Origin of the sequence: Scytonema sp. PCC 10023 (assembly GCF_963920835.1) — a bacterium.
GTDB lineage: Bacteria > Cyanobacteriota > Cyanobacteriia > Cyanobacteriales > Nostocaceae > Kalymmatonema.
Map to the genome: position 1 here is coordinate 31,921 of NZ_CAWUDP010000076.1, position 16,357 is coordinate 48,277.

The 16,357-nt window shown below is 55.2% G+C and carries 19 protein-coding genes; 17 read left to right on the forward strand and 2 right to left on the reverse strand.

The features are described 5' to 3' along the window. The first annotated feature begins 139 nt into the window (after positions 1-139). The 16 genes from ACM0OZ_RS34400 (at position 140) to ACM0OZ_RS34475 (ending at position 14,326) form a co-directional block, all read left to right on the forward strand. The gene (locus ACM0OZ_RS34400) at positions 140-361 is read left to right on the forward strand and encodes a hypothetical protein (protein ID WP_414587318.1); all 222 of its coding nucleotides are present in this window, start codon (positions 140-142) and stop codon (positions 359-361) included. Positions 362-404: 43 nt separating this feature from the next. After that, entirely contained in the window at positions 405-977 is a 573-nt protein-coding gene (locus tag ACM0OZ_RS34405; RefSeq protein ID WP_414587320.1) for a DUF6130 family protein, read from the forward strand. Between the two features lie 358 nt (positions 978-1,335). Further along, positions 1,336-2,025 carry a VOC family protein gene (locus ACM0OZ_RS34410; RefSeq protein ID WP_414587321.1) on the forward strand — a complete coding sequence of 230 codons (690 nt, stop codon included), beginning with the start codon at positions 1,336-1,338 and terminating at the stop codon, positions 2,023-2,025. A gap of 15 nt (positions 2,026-2,040) precedes the next feature. Further along, complete coding sequence (locus ACM0OZ_RS34415; RefSeq protein ID WP_414587340.1) at positions 2,041-2,262, forward strand: NIPSNAP family protein; 222 nt, start codon at positions 2,041-2,043, stop codon at positions 2,260-2,262. A 110-nt stretch (positions 2,263-2,372) separates the two neighbouring features. Further along, entirely contained in the window at positions 2,373-3,737 is a 1,365-nt protein-coding gene (locus ACM0OZ_RS34420) for an epoxide hydrolase family protein (protein WP_414587322.1), read from the forward strand. Between the two features lie 149 nt (positions 3,738-3,886). After that, positions 3,887-4,882 carry a nitrilase-related carbon-nitrogen hydrolase gene (locus ACM0OZ_RS34425; protein ID WP_414587323.1) on the forward strand — a complete coding sequence of 332 codons (996 nt, stop codon included), beginning with the start codon at positions 3,887-3,889 and terminating at the stop codon, positions 4,880-4,882. A 43-nt stretch (positions 4,883-4,925) separates the two neighbouring features. Then, positions 4,926-6,017 (forward strand): thioredoxin family protein, encoded by a 1,092-nt coding sequence (locus ACM0OZ_RS34430; protein ID WP_414587324.1) that lies wholly within the window; start codon positions 4,926-4,928, stop codon positions 6,015-6,017. Positions 6,018-6,224: 207 nt separating this feature from the next. Further along, entirely contained in the window at positions 6,225-6,722 is a 498-nt protein-coding gene (locus tag ACM0OZ_RS34435; protein WP_414587326.1) for a DUF302 domain-containing protein, read from the forward strand. A gap of 224 nt (positions 6,723-6,946) precedes the next feature. Continuing rightward, positions 6,947-7,882, forward strand: coding sequence for an NmrA family NAD(P)-binding protein (locus ACM0OZ_RS34440; protein ID WP_414587327.1), 936 nt, complete (start codon positions 6,947-6,949; stop codon positions 7,880-7,882). A gap of 169 nt (positions 7,883-8,051) precedes the next feature. Continuing rightward, a complete protein-coding gene (locus ACM0OZ_RS34445) occupies positions 8,052-8,990 on the forward strand; it encodes an alpha/beta fold hydrolase (RefSeq protein WP_414587328.1) in 939 nt (312 codons plus the stop codon). A 79-nt stretch (positions 8,991-9,069) separates the two neighbouring features. Then, on the forward strand, positions 9,070-9,258 hold the full coding sequence (locus ACM0OZ_RS34450; protein ID WP_414587329.1) for a 2Fe-2S iron-sulfur cluster-binding protein: 189 nt from the start codon (positions 9,070-9,072) through the stop codon (positions 9,256-9,258). A gap of 188 nt (positions 9,259-9,446) precedes the next feature. After that, complete coding sequence (locus tag ACM0OZ_RS34455; RefSeq protein ID WP_414587330.1) at positions 9,447-9,965, forward strand: VOC family protein; 519 nt, start codon at positions 9,447-9,449, stop codon at positions 9,963-9,965. 112 nt (positions 9,966-10,077) lie between these two features. Next, positions 10,078-10,824 (forward strand): glucose 1-dehydrogenase, encoded by a 747-nt coding sequence (locus tag ACM0OZ_RS34460; protein ID WP_414587331.1) that lies wholly within the window; start codon positions 10,078-10,080, stop codon positions 10,822-10,824. 180 nt (positions 10,825-11,004) lie between these two features. After that, positions 11,005-11,601 (forward strand): redoxin domain-containing protein, encoded by a 597-nt coding sequence (locus tag ACM0OZ_RS34465; protein ID WP_414587333.1) that lies wholly within the window; start codon positions 11,005-11,007, stop codon positions 11,599-11,601. A gap of 239 nt (positions 11,602-11,840) precedes the next feature. After that, positions 11,841-12,893, forward strand: coding sequence for an alpha/beta fold hydrolase (locus ACM0OZ_RS34470; RefSeq protein ID WP_414587334.1), 1,053 nt, complete (start codon positions 11,841-11,843; stop codon positions 12,891-12,893). Between the two features lie 50 nt (positions 12,894-12,943). Continuing rightward, positions 12,944-14,326: an epoxide hydrolase family protein gene (locus ACM0OZ_RS34475; RefSeq protein WP_414587335.1), complete on the forward strand. Its 1,383-nt coding sequence runs from the start codon at positions 12,944-12,946 to the stop codon at positions 14,324-14,326. Here the strand turns inward: ACM0OZ_RS34475 and ACM0OZ_RS34480 are convergent. Together ACM0OZ_RS34480 and ACM0OZ_RS34485 are read right to left on the reverse strand one after the other, a co-directional pair. Beyond that, positions 14,315-14,521, reverse strand: a complete 207-nt coding sequence (locus ACM0OZ_RS34480) for a transposase (RefSeq protein ID WP_414587336.1) — start codon at positions 14,519-14,521, stop codon at positions 14,315-14,317. The two genes, ACM0OZ_RS34475 and ACM0OZ_RS34480, sit on opposite strands and share 12 nt — an antisense overlap. Beyond that, the gene (locus ACM0OZ_RS34485) at positions 14,484-14,612 is read right to left on the reverse strand and encodes a transposase (protein ID WP_414587337.1); all 129 of its coding nucleotides are present in this window, start codon (positions 14,610-14,612) and stop codon (positions 14,484-14,486) included. Before ACM0OZ_RS34485 ends, ACM0OZ_RS34480 begins: the two co-directional genes overlap by 38 nt. 198 nt (positions 14,613-14,810) lie before the next feature. Between ACM0OZ_RS34485 and ACM0OZ_RS34490 the strand changes: the two genes are divergently transcribed. Next, positions 14,811-16,226, forward strand: a complete 1,416-nt coding sequence (locus ACM0OZ_RS34490; RefSeq protein ID WP_414587338.1) for an IS200/IS605 family accessory protein TnpB-related protein — start codon at positions 14,811-14,813, stop codon at positions 16,224-16,226. Positions 16,227-16,357 lie beyond the last annotated feature (131 nt).

Genomic DNA, 16,357 nt, shown 5'->3' on the forward strand with positions numbered 1-16,357 from the left:
CCACTGCCGCCGCTTCGCGAACTCGAATGGTAGTACCAGTTTTATTTCGCGACGGAACGCGGCAAGCTGGGCTACGAAAAATATCGGCACGATTTCAACAAGCTCATCTGGCGACTCGCTTCGCCGAAATGGCACTTCGATGATGCGACGTTCGATCGCAGCGCCACGTCCTTCAACAATGCGGATGAGGGTGATGGCAACGGCGCGCCACACCCTGACAGCAGTACCTACGCAAGGAAATTCTCGGGCAGATACTCACACCCGGTCATCAACGGCGGCGTCGAGCACAACCCGCCTCAGGAAGCGCCCGGGGAGTTTGCCAATGCCGTCGTCGAAGTTGACGGTTACTGATCGTGTTTAGCCTGAGTCGTGAAACGGACAATTTGCAGCAAGGAAAAAACACCATGACTAAACTGAAAAAAGTACATTACAAAACCAAAGCCCGCACCTCAGGTGCCTTCGTCCTGCTCTCGCGACTCCTCGTCGGGCTCTTTGTGGTAACGATATTTCTGGTACCGTCCGCTCGCGTGCTTGCACAGCAATCCGCCCAGATCGGCGCACAAACCCAGGTCGTGGCCGAGGCGAGGGCGAGGGATATCCGCGGCGCTTCACCGTACGTCGCGATCAAGAACGAGCCCGCACCCAAGCTGATCGTGGATCCCCCGCTTCCCGAGGGGCTAGCCCAAGGCGTCTTCTGGGCCCAGTACCGAGTGAAGAACTTGCGCATCGTACCCGTGTTCGGGGCGGGCGCCCTCCAGGTATCTCCACGTGTCGGGCATCTGCACATAACCGTCGACGACCTGCCCTGGTGGTGGGCGGATGCGAGTGACAACAACACAGTCGACATAGCTGGGCTGCCGCCCGGTCAGCACAAGGTGAAGATCGAGTTGGTTGACCCTAACCACAATGTCTTCCCCGGACAGGTGGTGATGCTGACATTCACCGTGCCTGACCACGACGGCGCGAAAGCGCACTAACGGGACCTCCATGCCCGGACGGCGACAGGATGACTCCTCGCACTCGCTTAGACGTGGTTGCTCCACGTGTAGATTTTGATAGATTGGAATCCATAAATCAGCCGATTGGGCAAAGGACAGTGTGAACCTTTCCTCAAAATACCGGGCGTTTCTTCAATGGAAGCCTGACGGAGGTTTAGCAACACAGAGCCACAGGCAAATAATTCCATCTTTGCCAGAAGTATACCAGGTTTAATTGCTCCTGACTATTAAATGGCGTTTTAACTCAACTAACTTGAGTGGTCTAAATTGAGCGATCGCAGAAGAATGAAAAGTAACGAATCTGAACATCAAACTTACCAACCAAAAGGAGAACAAGATGAGTAGCAATCACGTAAACAGTCCAAACATGAAACTCGAAGTCGTAGTGTTCAGCGTTTCCGACGTTGACCGCGCGAAGGCATTCTACGAAAATCTCGGCTGGCGGTTCGACATCGACGTGGTAGAGGGCGACTTCCGCGGCGTGCACATGACACCGCCCAACTCGGAAACCTCGATCCTCTTCGGCAAGGGAGTCACCCCAAATAATTCTAGCTCGGCGCACAGCCTGGTCCTCGCTGTGGATGACCTCGACGCCGCCCGCGAAGACTTGATCGCCCGTGGTGTCAACGTGAGCGAGGTCTTCCACTACGCTGGCGGACCTTTCAACAACGCTGTGGAGAACCCACGCATTCCCGGGCGCGACCCACAAGGTCGTTCCTACTTCTCATTTGCCTCGTTCGAGGATCCGGACGGGAACGTCTGGCTGCTCCAGGAAATCACAAGGCGGCTTCCTGGTCGTCTGTGGGACTCGACGCGAGCAGGAGACCTAGACGTTCCAACCCTTGCAAACCTTCTCCGTGAGACGGCAGAGCACCACGACCCCTACGAGAAGACGCACGCCGAGCACGACTGGTGGAACTGGTACGCGCCTTATCTGAGTGCACGTCAGAATGGCAGCAGCCCAGAAGAAGCTGCCGCTGCTGCTGACCGTTACATGGAAGAGGTTTTTCCTGTTCTTTCCAGATGATGCGGTCACAATGGCATCCACCAGGCCGGGTTTTGGACGACGCTTCACGGCGAGAGTAACCAGTTCACCTACCTGCTTGCCTGGGACAGCATGGCTGAGCGTGAGGAGCGTTGGAGCACATTCCTCACTACCCCCGAGTGGATTGCAATCTACACCGAGACTGAGAAGGACAGTCCACTCGTGCAGCACATCAGTAACACGTTGCTGGCACCGACCGCCTTTTCCTCGCTGACTTGAGCGATGGGGCGAGCTACGGAACTCAAACCCACAACTCGCCCCACTATCACAGCTGAGTAATGCGGACAGACAATACGTAACCTCAGTTAAATCCAATTGGAGAAAGATCAATGTCCGACAAAATCAACCATCAACGCCGTCGCTTTTTGGGCATTGCCGCCATGGCCATTGCTGCTACACAGCTCGGTCGATTCGGTTCTGCCAACGCACAATCGAGCCCAACAAAACGAATGGAGACTGCCACGACTCAACCCGGAAACATGCAGCCCACCGACCCAACCGCAATCCGCCCCTTCCACATCAACATGTCGGAAGAAGCACTCGTTGACCTCCGTCGCCGCATCACAGCAACGCAATGGCCCGAAAAGGAGACTGTCACCGACCAGTCGCAGGGCTTGCAGCTTGCGACGATGCAGAAACTCGCACGCTACTGGGCGACAGACTACGATTGGCGCAAGGTCGAAGCGAAACTGAACGCCCTACCGCAATTCGTCACCACTATCGATGGGCTAGACATTCATTTCATTCATGTTCGCTCCAAGCACGAAAACGCGTTACCGCTCATCGTCACGCACGGATGGCCCGGCTCGATCATCGAGCAGCTAAAGATCATCGATCCACTGATCAATCCCACAGCACATGGCGGAAGCGCATCGGACGCTTTCCATGTCGTGATTCCCTCAATGCCGGGCTACGGCTTCTCCGGCAAGCCGACGAGCACCGGCTGGGGCGTCGAGCGCATGGCACGTGCCTGGGACGTGTTGATGAAGCGTTTGGGCTACACCCGCTATGTCGCCCAGGGCGGCGACTGGGGTGCGTTCGTCGTCGACCAGATGGGTTTGCAGGCACCGGCGGGATTGCTCGCCATCCACACCAACATGCCTGCCACCGTTCCAGAGGATGTCGACAGGGCGCTCCAAGCAGGCAGCCCAGCGCCCTCTGGTCTCTCAGCTGACGAACAGCGCGCCTATGAGCAGCTGGTCAGAACGTTCAAGCAAGTCGACTACGCCAGGATAATGGCGTCGCGCCCGCAAACCTTGTACGGAATTGCGGATTCACCCGTCGGACTAGCCGCTTGGCTTCTAGACCATAATGACGCTGGCGGTCAGCCAGCGGCGGCAGTCGCCTCGGCTCTAAACCGGACGACCAGCGCTACGGGCGAACTGACGCGGGACGAGATCCTCGACAACATCACGCTCTACTGGCTGACGAACACGGGGGTATCTGCGTCCCGTCTCTATTGGGAATACAAAGGCGGCTTTTTCAACACCAAGGGCGTCTCCATTCCAGTAGCGGTGAGCGTCTTCCCCGGCGAGCAATATGAGGCCCCGCGAAGCTGGACCGAGCGGGCCTATCCCAATCTCATTTATTACAACCAGCTCGACAAAGGTGGCCACTTCGCAGCCTGGGAGCAGCCAACGATTTTTGCTCAGGAACTGCGGGCGGCCTTCAAGTCCCTGCGGTCGTCCAAATGACAGCTTGGGCAATGACTTCGTCCGTGGGACCGCCAATCCCCCATCGTGACCAGCCAGCCGTTCGTTACTCAATTTCGGAACGGAAGCCGTTGAGACGGATAAGGTTATTTGTAACAAAGAAAATGACATCCTTTTGGAAGGAAAACACCATGAGCAAGATTATTAAAGCTGCCGCCGTGCAAATTAGCCCCGTGCTGTACAGCCGACAGGGTACCGTTGAGAAGGTCGTTAAGAAGATTCGTGAGCTGGGCCAACAAGGCGTTCAGTTCGCCACTTTCCCCGAGACCATCATTCCCTATTACCCCTACTTCTCCTATGTGCTAGCCCCGTTCGCGTTGGCAAAGGAACATCTGCGGTTGCTTGAAGAGTCGGTCACGGTGCCGTCTGCTGAAACTCGGGCGATCGGTGAAGCCGCGAAGGAAGCAAATATGGTCGTTTCGATCGGCGTCAATGAGCGCGACGGCGGCTCGATCTACAATACACAGCTTCTCTTCGACGCAGACGGTACGCTGATCCAGCGCCGCCGCAAGCTTACGCCGACTTACAACGAGCGGATACTCTGGGGTCAGGGTGACGGATCGGGTCTGCGCGCCATCGATAGTGCCGTTGGGCGCATTGGACAACTTGCCTGCTGGGAGCATAACAATCCTTTGGCACGGTACGCGATGATCGCCGATGGCGAGCAGATCCACTCGGCGATGTATCCCGGATCGTTCGCCGGACCCCTGTTCGCGGAGCAAGCGGAAATTAACGTCCGTCAGCACGCCCTTGAATCCGCCTGCTTTGTCGTCTGTGCGACCGCGTGGCTGGATGCCGATCAGCAGGCTCAGATCATGAAGGACACGGGTTGCGCGATCGGGCCGATTTCGGGTGGCTGCTTCACGGCCATCGTGAGTCCCGACGGCCGGATCATCGGTGAGCCGCTCAAAGCGGGCGAAGGCGAAGTGATTGCCGAGCTTGACTTTGCCCAGATCGACGCCCGCAAGCGGCTCATGGACGCGCGCGGTCATTACAGTCGCCCCGAACTGCTCAGCTTGCTGATCGATCGGACGCCCGCGTCGCCCGTCCATGAGCGCACCGCACACCCAACGGTTGAGGACATGCGTGCAGCTACTGGCGAGGAGAGGACCGTCGAGGTCCTCTAATTCCACCGTACCTATCTGAACGCAACTACAGGGAGGTCGGCACGTGTTCGAAGAAATCAATCATAATCGCCGCTACTTTCTAACAACCATGATTAAAACCATTGCTGCCACTCAGATCGGCATGCTCGCCTGCACCAAACAGTATGCTACGTCGGCAACGGCTGAGTTACCTATTGAAGGCAAACTGCCTTCTCTTGTCGGCGCGATCGCGTGGCTCAATTCACAGCCATTAACAGTTGACGAACTGCGTGGAAAAGTCGTGCTGATCAACTTCTGGACTTATACCTGCATCAATTGGCTGCGCCAACTCCCTTATGTTCGCGCGTGGGGCGAGAAGTATAAGGATCAGGGACTAGTAGTAATTGGTATACATACGCCGGAGTTTGAATTCGAGAAGAATATCGATAATGTCCGCCGAGCCTCAACAGAAATGAAAATTGACTATCCGATCGCCGTGGACAACGATTATGCGGTGTGGCGTGCTTTCGGAAACCGTTATTGGCCAGCCCTTTATTTTGTAGACACGCAAGGACGTATTCGTCATCATCAATTCGGCGAAGGCGAGTACGAGCGATCGGAACGGGTAATTCAACAACTACTGTCTGAGTCTGGGACGGACCGTGTCGGTCAGGAAATGGTCGAAGTCGATGCTCGCGGTTTTGAGGCTGCCGCCGATTGGGGCAGCCTCAAATCGCCTGAAAACTACCTCGGCTACGAAAGAACGGAGAATTTTGCGTCTCCCGGTGGCGCAGTGTTAAACAAGCGTCGTTTATATACCGCCCCCGCGCAATTGAACCGTAATCAATGGGCACTTTCGGGCGATTGGACAATCGGAAGGGAAGCCATTGTACTGAACAAGTCCGGTGGGCGGATCGCGTACCGCTTCCACGCACGCGACCTTCATCTCGTCATGGGGCCGGCCGAGCGAGGAACATCCGTACGGTTTCGCGTGCTCGTAGACGGGCAGCCAGCAGTCGCGGCTCGCGGATTTGACGTCGATGTGCGAGGCGAAGGCACAGTTACCGAACAGCGGTTGTACCAACTGGTCCGACAGCCGCAGCCCATCAGTGATCGACAGTTTGAGATCGAGTTTCTGGATTCCGGGGTGGAGGCGTTTGCGTTCACGTTCGGTTGATAACGCAAACAGATACGCCTTCGCAACGAGCGACAAGATCAGTGAAATTCGGTACGAGTAGCGGAACCTGACCGTAACGAATGATCGGCTGCGTCAAATGAGGTGTTTGCTGTTATTGAGTTTGGCGTCGAGCGAGCGCAACGAACAAAGGAAGGTGATGAAACACGGTTCTTACTATCAGCCAATAGACGAAGTGGAGATGGATGAATGATGACGACGACACAAATCCAAGTAGAACGGTTTAGCCTAACTTCTCGCAAGCCTTTCCAAGATGTGCTTGCGGCGTTGAACGCAGCTGTGGGCCATCCTGATATAGATGAATTCCACAAGCGTGTGAGCGAAGCTAGGACAGCTTCGGAACTGGAAAAAGTGATTCACTCAGTGATCGGGCAATCAGGATTCATGGAGTTTACGCGCTTCAACCATAGCGAATTCTTACACAAAGGGGAAACATCGGGAAAGGCGGGAATTGTGCGTCTAATCATCGGCAATCCGCTCGTGATGAGGCGGATGGTGCAGCATGTGCCGGACGCGGCATCTTACGCACCGGTAACCATTCTCGTTGACGAGCGTCCGGACGGCGTTCACCTTTCCTACGACCGGATGTCGAGCTTTCTTGCCCCATACGGAAACGCCGAAGCCCTGAAAGTTGCTCAAGATCTTGATTCGAAAGTCGAAGCATTGATCGCTTCAGCTGTCGGTTGACGACTGATCTCAACACTTTCGAATCAAGCCAAAAGCACACGTCCATGAGCGCACTGCACACTCGAAGGCCGAGGTCATGCGCGCGGCAGTCGGTGAGGAGAGGACCATCATGCAAGCAACTGCCGCACCAAACAGCGAGGGGCGAGACGTTGTTCTCGTCGCTGGTACCCCCGAAACTCCGAACGCCTCCCACTCTATGTAAATGCAATTAAAAGGTAAATGATATGACGACGAAATCCACACATGACAGCCCAATTCTCGTAACCGGAGCGGCCGGCGATATCGGTGCTATCGGCCGCCACCTCACCGCAATGCTGCTCGCCAAGGGGCATAAGGTGCGCGCCTTGGTCCGGCGGGAGGATGAACGCTCTGAAGGTCTGCGCCACCTCGGTGCCGAGGTCGTGCTGGGCGACTTGACCGATCTTGCCTCGATGCACCGCGCGATCGAAGGTGTTGCGCGCATCTATTTCGGAATGTCGGTCTCGGCGGCTTATCTCGAAGCCACGGTTAACGTCGCTGCTGTGGCGCGCCACCACGGGGTCGAGGCCTTCGTGAACATGTCGCAGATGACGGTGACGCAGATGAGCATCACCGAGACCACCCCGAGCCCGCAGCACAAGCTGCACTGGCTTGCGGAAGAGGCATTGGCGTGGTCGGGGCTACCGGTCGTGACGGTGCGGCCGACGGTCTTCCTCGAGAGCTTCTTCCTGCGTCTCGCCGCTGCTGGCGTCCGGGATAGCGACGAACTGGCGCTGCCGCTAGGTAACGGCAAGACCTCGCCGATTTCGGCTGTTGATGTGGCGCACGCTGTTTCCGTCATCCTCGACGACCCTGCCTCGCACATTGGTCATGTTTACAATCTGACCGGATTTGAGTCGGCCGATCTGGATCACTATGCGCGCGCGTTTTCCGAGGCACTCGGTCGAACGATCCGCTATCGTAATGTGCCGCTCTCCGGCTGGGTTAATACGCTTCGTAAGTTTGGGGTGCCGACGCACCTCGTCAACCACGTGGCGGTGATGGCCGAACTTCACGCGCAGGGGCGGTATGACCGCATGACAGATGACTTGTTTAAGCTCACCGGCAAGACCCCGACGAGCATGTACGACTTCGTGAAATTGCATGCCGCTGAATTCACGCGGAGTGAAGCCACGGCTTGAAGGGCAGGTCGCTCGTATATCACCGAGTGGACAAAGGCGGACACTTCGCGGCGTGGGAACAGCCGCAGCTCTTCTCTGAGGAGATCCGTGCCGCGTTTCGATCGCTACGCTAGTTGGCTCGGCCACGCACAAACCAAAAAAATCCAAAACTACTTAAAAGGAGGACACCATGACTCAATCAGAAGTTACGCAAGAAAACAGCGGGCAGGCATCTGATGGCGGTGTGATCGGGAGGAATGAACCCATGACCGTCTCGTTGCACACGTCTATCCAGCCGCAATTCCGTACCGTTGACGGGCTATCCATCCGCTACGCCGAGAGTGAGGACCCGGGGCGAGGTGCGCATGCCCTCCTCCTCAGCCCGTGGCCGGAGAGCCTGTACGCGTTCGAGCCGGCGTGGTCGCGGCTCGCCGAGCACGCGCACCTCGTGGCGGTCGACCTCCCGGGCTTCGGACACTCCGAGCGCCGCGACGCGCTCATGTCCTCGCGCGCGATGGGCGAGTTCGTTGTGCGCCTTGCCGACGCGTTCGGGCTGGAGCAGCCGCACGTCGTCGGCCCCGACATTGGCACCAGTGCCGCGCTCTTCGCCGCGGCCCTTCGCCCGGGGCGGCTGCGCAGCCTCGTGGTCGGGAGCGGGGGCGCGGCAGTTCCGCTGCAGCTGGGCGGGTTGCTGAAGGAGTGGGTCGAGGCCCCCGACCTCGAGCCGTATCGCCATGTCGACGGGCGACAGATCGTCACCGCGGCGATCAAGAAGCTCGAGCGATACACGCCGACCGACGCCGCACGCGAGGACTACCTGTCGTCCTACGAGGGCGAGCGGTTAGCCGAGTCGATGCGCTACGTGCGCGCGTATCCGACGCAGCTCCCCGACCTCGCTGGCCTGCTACCGACGATCCGGACGCCAGTGCTGATCGTTGCCGGCCGACGGGACCACGTCGTGCCCCTGGTCAACGCGGAGTTTCTCCTCGAACGGCTGCCCGCGAGCAAACTCGCCGTCCTCGACGCGGGGCACTTCACGTGGGAGGACGCCGCCGACGAGTACGCGGCGCTCGTCACGGGCTGGTGGGACGGAGGCTACGCGGCCGCCGGCCACCGAGCTGGCGGCTGATCTCGCCGGCGAGGGTCCAAGAATTTCATTTGCACGCGTCGGGCTCACGGTTTCCTGGAACTCCAGGTTCCAGAACCTATTGGAACTCGCCGAAGCCTGCTATGTCCCGGTGCGCTGGTCCTGCCGCAGTGGAGTTTGCCACACCTGCGAGTGTGGGCTGATTTGCGGCTCGCTGAAGTATGATCCCGAGCCGCTCGATGCTCCGGCGGTCGGGAACCTATTGATTTGCTGCTCGCGCCCGCAGAAAGACACGGTAATCGATCTCTAGAATGCCCGGCAACGTGCATGAAAATATTAAGGAGGATGTAATATGCGTTCTGACATTATTCCAGGGGCTATCTTCCCCGACTACGAACTCTTTTTTGCTGGAGTATATCAAGTTTAATTGCGCCTAGCTATTAAGTCGCGTTTTAACTCACAGAACTTGAGTGGTGTGGACGGGGTGATCGCAGAATAATGAAGTTAATCGAGGTGGGCAGCAAGCTCACGAATCTAAAGGAGAACAAGATGATTAGCAATCAAGTAACCAGTCAAACCCTGAAACTCGAAGTGGTGGTATTGCCCGTTGCCGATGTCGATCGCTCCAAAGACTTCTATAAAACGTTGGGGTGGCGACTGGATGCCGACTTCGTCACTGGTGAGGACTTCCGAGTGGTGCAGTTCACCCCTCCTGGATCAGCAGCCTCAATCATCTTTGGTAAAGGAATTTCGTCAGCCGCGCCGGGTTCAGTTCAGGGTCTGTACCTCATCGTTTACGACATCTCCGCCGCCCGTGCCGAACTGATCGATCGCGGGGTCGAGGTGAGTGAGGTGTTCCACGACATCGGCGGCATCTTCCCCCACGCCGGAACTGAAGGAAGGGTAGCGGGTCCCGATCCGGAACGGCGCGACTATGCCTCTTACGCCTCGTTCAGCGATCCAGACGGCAACGGGTGGGTGCTTCAGGAGATAAGGGTGCGGAAGCCCGGACGGTAACAGGATATTCACACACCCGTCAACACCCAAAACCAATACATCAGACGGCTTCGACCATAACTTGACCTGCAACGTTCACACAGTATTTCTAGTATTTCTAAAGGAGATTGTCATGAAACTGGAAGGTAAAACAGCCCTGATCACTGGCGGTACCAGCGGCATTGGTCTCGCAACTGCTCAGGAGTTTATCCGCGAAGGAGCTAAGGTCGTGGTGACCGGCAGGACTCCCGACACGCTTTCTCAAGCGGCGAAGGTGCTAGGCTCAGATGCGCTCGTAGTCTCAGCGGATGTGACCAAGTCTGCTGAACTGGACGAACTGTTCAAACAGGTGCGCGAGAAGCATGGACACATTGATATACTCTTCGCTAATGCTGGCATCGGCAAGCTGGGATCGGTGGAGAGTACAACTGAAGAGGTGGTGGACGAACTGTTCAATACCAATTTTCGAGGCAATTACTTCACCGTTCAGAAAGCGCTGCCGCTATTGAAAGACGGTGGAGCCATTGTGTTCACCACATCCTGGTTTGTGGAGGTAGGCATTGCCGGAACATCAGCGGTGTCTGCGACCAAAGCGGCTCTGCGATCGCTCACACGCACACTGGCAACGGAGTTACTGCCGCGCAACATCCGGGTCAATGCGGTTAGTCCTGGCGTAATTAAGTCGCCGCTATTCGGAAAGCTGGGTTTGCCGGAAGAAACGGTTCAAGAACTCGGAAACAGTCTCCTACAACAGATGCCGATGAAGCGGTTTGGCACGGTAGAGGAAGTTGCCAAAGCTGTGGCTTTTCTGGCATCGGACGACGCCTCCTACATTACAGGAGTGGAACTCGCAGTTGATGGCGGGCGGACTCAGCTTTGAGGAGCCAATGCTGGAGTGGAGCAAGATGGCACACCGTCACCAGAGCATGCGGATTGATCCATCAGAAGTGCCCCTTCCACATTCACAACTGCACGGATAAACCATTCTTTTCGATATGCATCGAATCTTACATACGGGCAAACGCCTGTTTGCCCCTAACAAAACCTAAGGAGTTCTCAAATGCGTTCTGACATTGTTCCAGGAGCAGTCTTCCCCGACTACGAACTGCCTGACCACACCACCAAGCGCCGCAAGCTCTCTGAGCTGCAAGGACAACATCCGATGATTCTCGTCCTCAGTCGCGGCGGGTACTGCCCCAAGGATCGCCGACAGGCTGAGGGACTAGTGCAACTCCACCGTGAGATCGAGGTCGGCTATTGCCGCCTGGTCACCATCAGCACCGACAACATCACCGAGACCAATGAATATCGCAGCGGCGTTGGTGCCCACTGGCCGTTCCTCTCCGATGCGGGACGCAAAATTCAAAAAGACCTCGACATCGCAGAATACACCGACCCGCTCCACAATCCCATGATCCCCTACACGATTGTCCTCGAACCGGGTCTGGTCATTTACAAAATCTACATGGGCTACTGGTTCTTCGGGCGGCCGACTCTCGAAGATCTCCGCCAGGACCTGCGCGCCGTTACCAGGAAATGCCGATCGGACTGGGACATCACAACACCCGAACTGAAAGCGGCGTGGCAGGAAGACCGCAAGGAACTCTTCTACCCGTACGGCAAAACCTACGCCCAAACGCTCGGTGAACAGGATTAGAAATGGATTTGAAACAACAGATGGCAACCCGCGAAAGCTCTGGGTCGGTCAGCGCCGAGCAGCGGTTGTAAGCACTTGGCATCAAACTCCCGGCGACGCCTGAGTCGTTCGGCGACTATGTGGAAGCCGTGCAGACGGGCAATCTGCTGTTTCTCTGGGCTGGACTCTCTCTGGAATATCCTGATAGAGTTTTGTCGTCGGCTAAAGCAAGTTGAGCTAATCCAATCGGAAAAAGATCAATGTCCGAAAAAATCAACTATCAACGCCGCCGCTTTTTGGGCACTGCGGCCATAACCATTGCTACTACACAGCTAGGCATATTCGGTTCTGCGAACGCACAATCGAGCAAAACAAAACCAGCAGTTCTGGCCATGACTAAGCCGGGGACAAACACGTCGTTCGGCTCACTAAAGCAGATCGATGCCGGTGTCTTGAATGTCGGATACGCTGAAGCGGGTCCTGCAAATGGTCGTCCGGTAATCCTCCTGCATGGATGGCCCTACGACATTCATAGCTATGTCGATGTCGCTCCTTTGTTGGCGTCGGCGGGGTACCGGGTGATCATCCCGTATCTGCGCGGCTATGGCATGACGCGCTTTCTTTCGAGCGAGACGTTCCGGAATGGGCAGCAGTCGGCGATCGCTGTCGATATCATCGCTTTGATGGATGCGCTCAGGATCGAGAAGGCGATCCTCGCTGGTTATGATTGGGGGGCGCGAACAGCCAACATTATCGCGGCACTCTGGCCGGAACGCTGCAAGGCGCTCGTCTCCGTGAGTGGTTATTTGATCGGCAGCCCTGAAGCGAACAAGACACCGCTGCCGCCGAAAGCCGAACTCCAATGGTGGTACCAGTTTTATTTCGCGACGGATCGGGGTCGCGCGGGCTATGAAAAATACCGCCGCGATTTCAACAAGCTCATCTGGCAGCTCGCGTCGCCGAAATGGAACTTCGACGACGCGACGTTTGAGCGCAGCGCCACGTCCTTTAACAATCCGGATCACGTCGCTATCGTCATCCATAACTACCGCTGGCGCCTCGGCCTAGCCAAAGGCGAGTCGAAGTATGACGAGATTGAGAAGCGGCTCGCCGCAGCCCCCGTGATCACCGTGCCTACCATCACTCTTGAAGGTGATGCCAACGGTGCGCCGCACCCGGACGCCAGTACCTACGCCAAGAAATTCTCGGGCAGATACGCACACCGGGTCATCAACGGCGGCGTCGGGCACAACCCGCCTCAGGAAGCGCCCGGGGAGTTTGCCAAGGCCGTCGTCGAAGTTGACGGTTACTGATCGTGTTTAGCCTGAGTTATGAAACGGACAATTTGCAGTAAAGAGAAAACATGATGACCAAACTCAAAAAAGTACATTACAAAACCAAAGCTCGCACCGCAGGTGCCTTCGTCCTGCTCTCGCGACTCTTCGTCGCGCTCTTTGTGGCAACGGTGTTTCTGGCACCGTCCGCTCGCGTGTTTGCGCAGCAATCCGCCCAGATCGGCGCACAAACCCAAATCGCGGCCAAGGCGAGCGCGACCAAAGACAACACACTGCGCCCCTTCCGCGTCCACGTCCCGCAAGAGGCGATCATCGATCTCCGCAGGCGCATCGCGGCGACCCGCTGGTCTGACAAGGAGACTGTCGCCGACCAGTCGCAGGGCGTGCAACTGGCGACAATGAAGGAGCTCGTCCGTTACTGGGGAACTAAGTACGACTGGCGGAAAGCCGAGGCGAAGCTGAATGGCTTACCGCAGTTCGTAACGAACATCGACGGCCTGGACATTCACTTTATCCACGTCCGCTCCAAAAATCCTAACGCTTTGCCGTTGCTCATCACGCACGGATGGCCCGGATCGGTATTTGAACAGCTAAAGATCATCGGCCCGCTGACCGACCCGACGGCCTACGGGGGGCGCGCTGAAGACTCATTCGATGTTGTGATCCCGTCGATGCCCGGTTATGGTTTCTCTGAGCAGCCCAAAGACACCGGCTGGAACCCCGATCGCATCGGACGTGCGTGGGCGGAGCTGATGAAGCGCCTCGGGTACACCCGCTACGTCGCCCAGGGCGGGGACTGGGGATCCCCTATCTCTAGCGCGATGGCGCGCCAGGCACCGGCAGGATTACTCGGCATCCACATCAACTTGCCGGCGACGATTCCGCCCGACGTGGCTGCAGTGCTCGCCGGTGGCGGTCCCGCGCCAGCAGGGCTCTCCAAGAAGGAACGTGCGGCGTTCGACTCACTCGACACGTTCAATAAGAAGGAACGGGCCTACGCCGTGATGATGGGCACGCGGCCGCAGACGGTCGGATACGGACTGACGGACTCGCCGACCGGACTCGCGGCGTGGATGCTCGGGCATTCAGGTTTCGCGCAGTGGACAAGCAGCAGCAGCGATTCCGAAAAGTCCCCGACCAAAGACGAGGTGCTGGACGACATCACGCTGTACTGGCTGACGAACAGCGCGGTCTCGTCAGCTCGGCTGTACTGGGAGAACAACAACAGCATCTTGAACGCGGCCGCGCAGAAGACCGCCGAGATCTCGCTCCCGGTGGCCATCACGGTATTTCCGGAAGAGATATATCGAGCTCCAGAGACGTGGGCCCGGCGCGCCTATCGCAACCTGATCTACTTCCATGAGGCCGACAAGGGCGGCCACTTCGCGGCGTGGGAACAGCCGCAGCTCTTCTCTGAGGAGATCCGCGCGGCGTTCAGGTCACTGCGTTAGTTGGAGAGAGACAAATAAAAAATCACTTATAATGGCGTAACTTCCCGACCAAAACTGAGGCTTACTACCCCAATAAAACTGTGATAAATGTTCGGCGTACTCTGAGCGTAAACGACGAGAGCTTATAGTTTTTACATTGTTTACTAATTTCGAGAGATCAACACGCTTGGTGTGTCTCGAACAACATATGTACATGATCGGCTTCTCCCCCAAATTCAACCAAATGGCATTCCCACTTACTCAATAACTCCTTGATGACTTCGTGCAATATGAGCGAGCATCTCACCTGTTAAAGATTTTCTTCGGAACTTTGTGACCAGCACCAAATGATAAATAAGGCGGAAAGCGCTGTTAGAGCGTGTTTTGAGTCTTTGTTTCCCCGTTGCAACCATTGTCAACTATTTTAATAACTATATTTATAACTGTATTGAAAGCTGTATAGTAGCAAGCTATATTAAGGTGAGTCAAGGTCGAGGCTAACCCAATGAGTAAACGACAAACTAAAAAGAAAACCAAAAAAAGAGCTAAAAATAAACCTCAAGAACTTATCCGCACTGATGTTTGGGATCTAAAAGCGACTCCCGAACAAAAAAAGAATATGATTTTAACTATTGAGGAATATCGTAAATTCTTAAATCCTTTGGTTATCATCGTCAATTCTCAATGGGTGAACCTTGCTGACTTGGCATCCAAGGAACGGATTAACGCGGTAGAGAAGATGATTCATCAAACCGCAGACAATCCTAGTCCTAAGCATAAATATTTTCAAAATGCAATTAATAAATATCCATCATTTCGCAAGTTTCCCAGCTACCTGAGACGGGCAGCCATTGCCGATGCTCTTGGAATTGTATCTAGCTTTCAAACTAGATATCGACAGTGGCAGTCTGGAGACAGAAATCATCGGCAAGCAAGACCACCTAGTCTTACAGCCTGCTGCAATAGCTATCCAGCATTGTACAAAGGTCAACACGTCAAGTATCACAACAACTATCAGTTAGTTGATATTAAGGTCTGGAACGGCACTGATTGGGTATGGATTAATTGCATTCCAGTTAAGAAACATGGCTTAAATCGTCATTTAGTCGAGGGGAATAAAATAAAATCACCTGCACTGGTGGTTAATAAACGCACTTGTCAACTTTCTATGTGCCTAGAGGTGCATCCAGGTAATATAGAAGACTCTGACTTTGTTTGCAGTGTTGACATGGGTATCAACAACGCTGCAACAGCATCTATTGTTGGTAAGGACGGTACTGTAAAAGCACGAAAGTTTATCAATCCTGCTAGAGACATAGACCGAAGAAACAAACGACGGATGATGATAGCTCACAAATCTAAACAAACGAGAAATATTACAAAGTCGGATCTATCAAAAGGTTTTTGCAAAGGACTCTATCGTAAATCTGCCAATATCAATCTTCAGATATCCAAAACAGTAGCAAGAGGTATTGTTGAGTTCGCTAAGACCGCGCAAGTATTATTTATTGTGTTTGAGAATCTGGAAGGATGGAAGGCTAAGGCGGGTAGAAAGGGAACTTTACAGAAGCAGAAATTCCATCTCTGGTGTCATCGGAAAATTGTTGAGCTAGTGGCAAATAGATGGATGGAATTAGGAGGAAAGATTGTATTCATCAACCCAAAATATACGAGTGCATATGCGTTTGACGGTAGCGGGAAACTGAGGAGGGATAAAACAAATTATTCCCTGTGTCGCTTCAAAACCGGGAAAAGATATCATTCCGATCTAAACGCTTCATATAATATCGCTGCTCGTTATTGGTATGCAGTAATTATGGGTGATGATCATTTTTCTAGAGTGTTCGATGGCAAAAGTTGCAACGACACACTGAGGACGCCAGTAACTCTGGGGACGTTACGTAGTCTTGTGGCTGCGTAGCGAATGAATCCCCAACTATACCGCAAGGTTAGTTGGGGTGCGTTCAAGAAAGAATACGAATGGTTGGGTATTGCTTTTGAACTCTCCACGCTTTGAAAAACGTGGATTCTAGACTGTTGTTGCTACGTGGG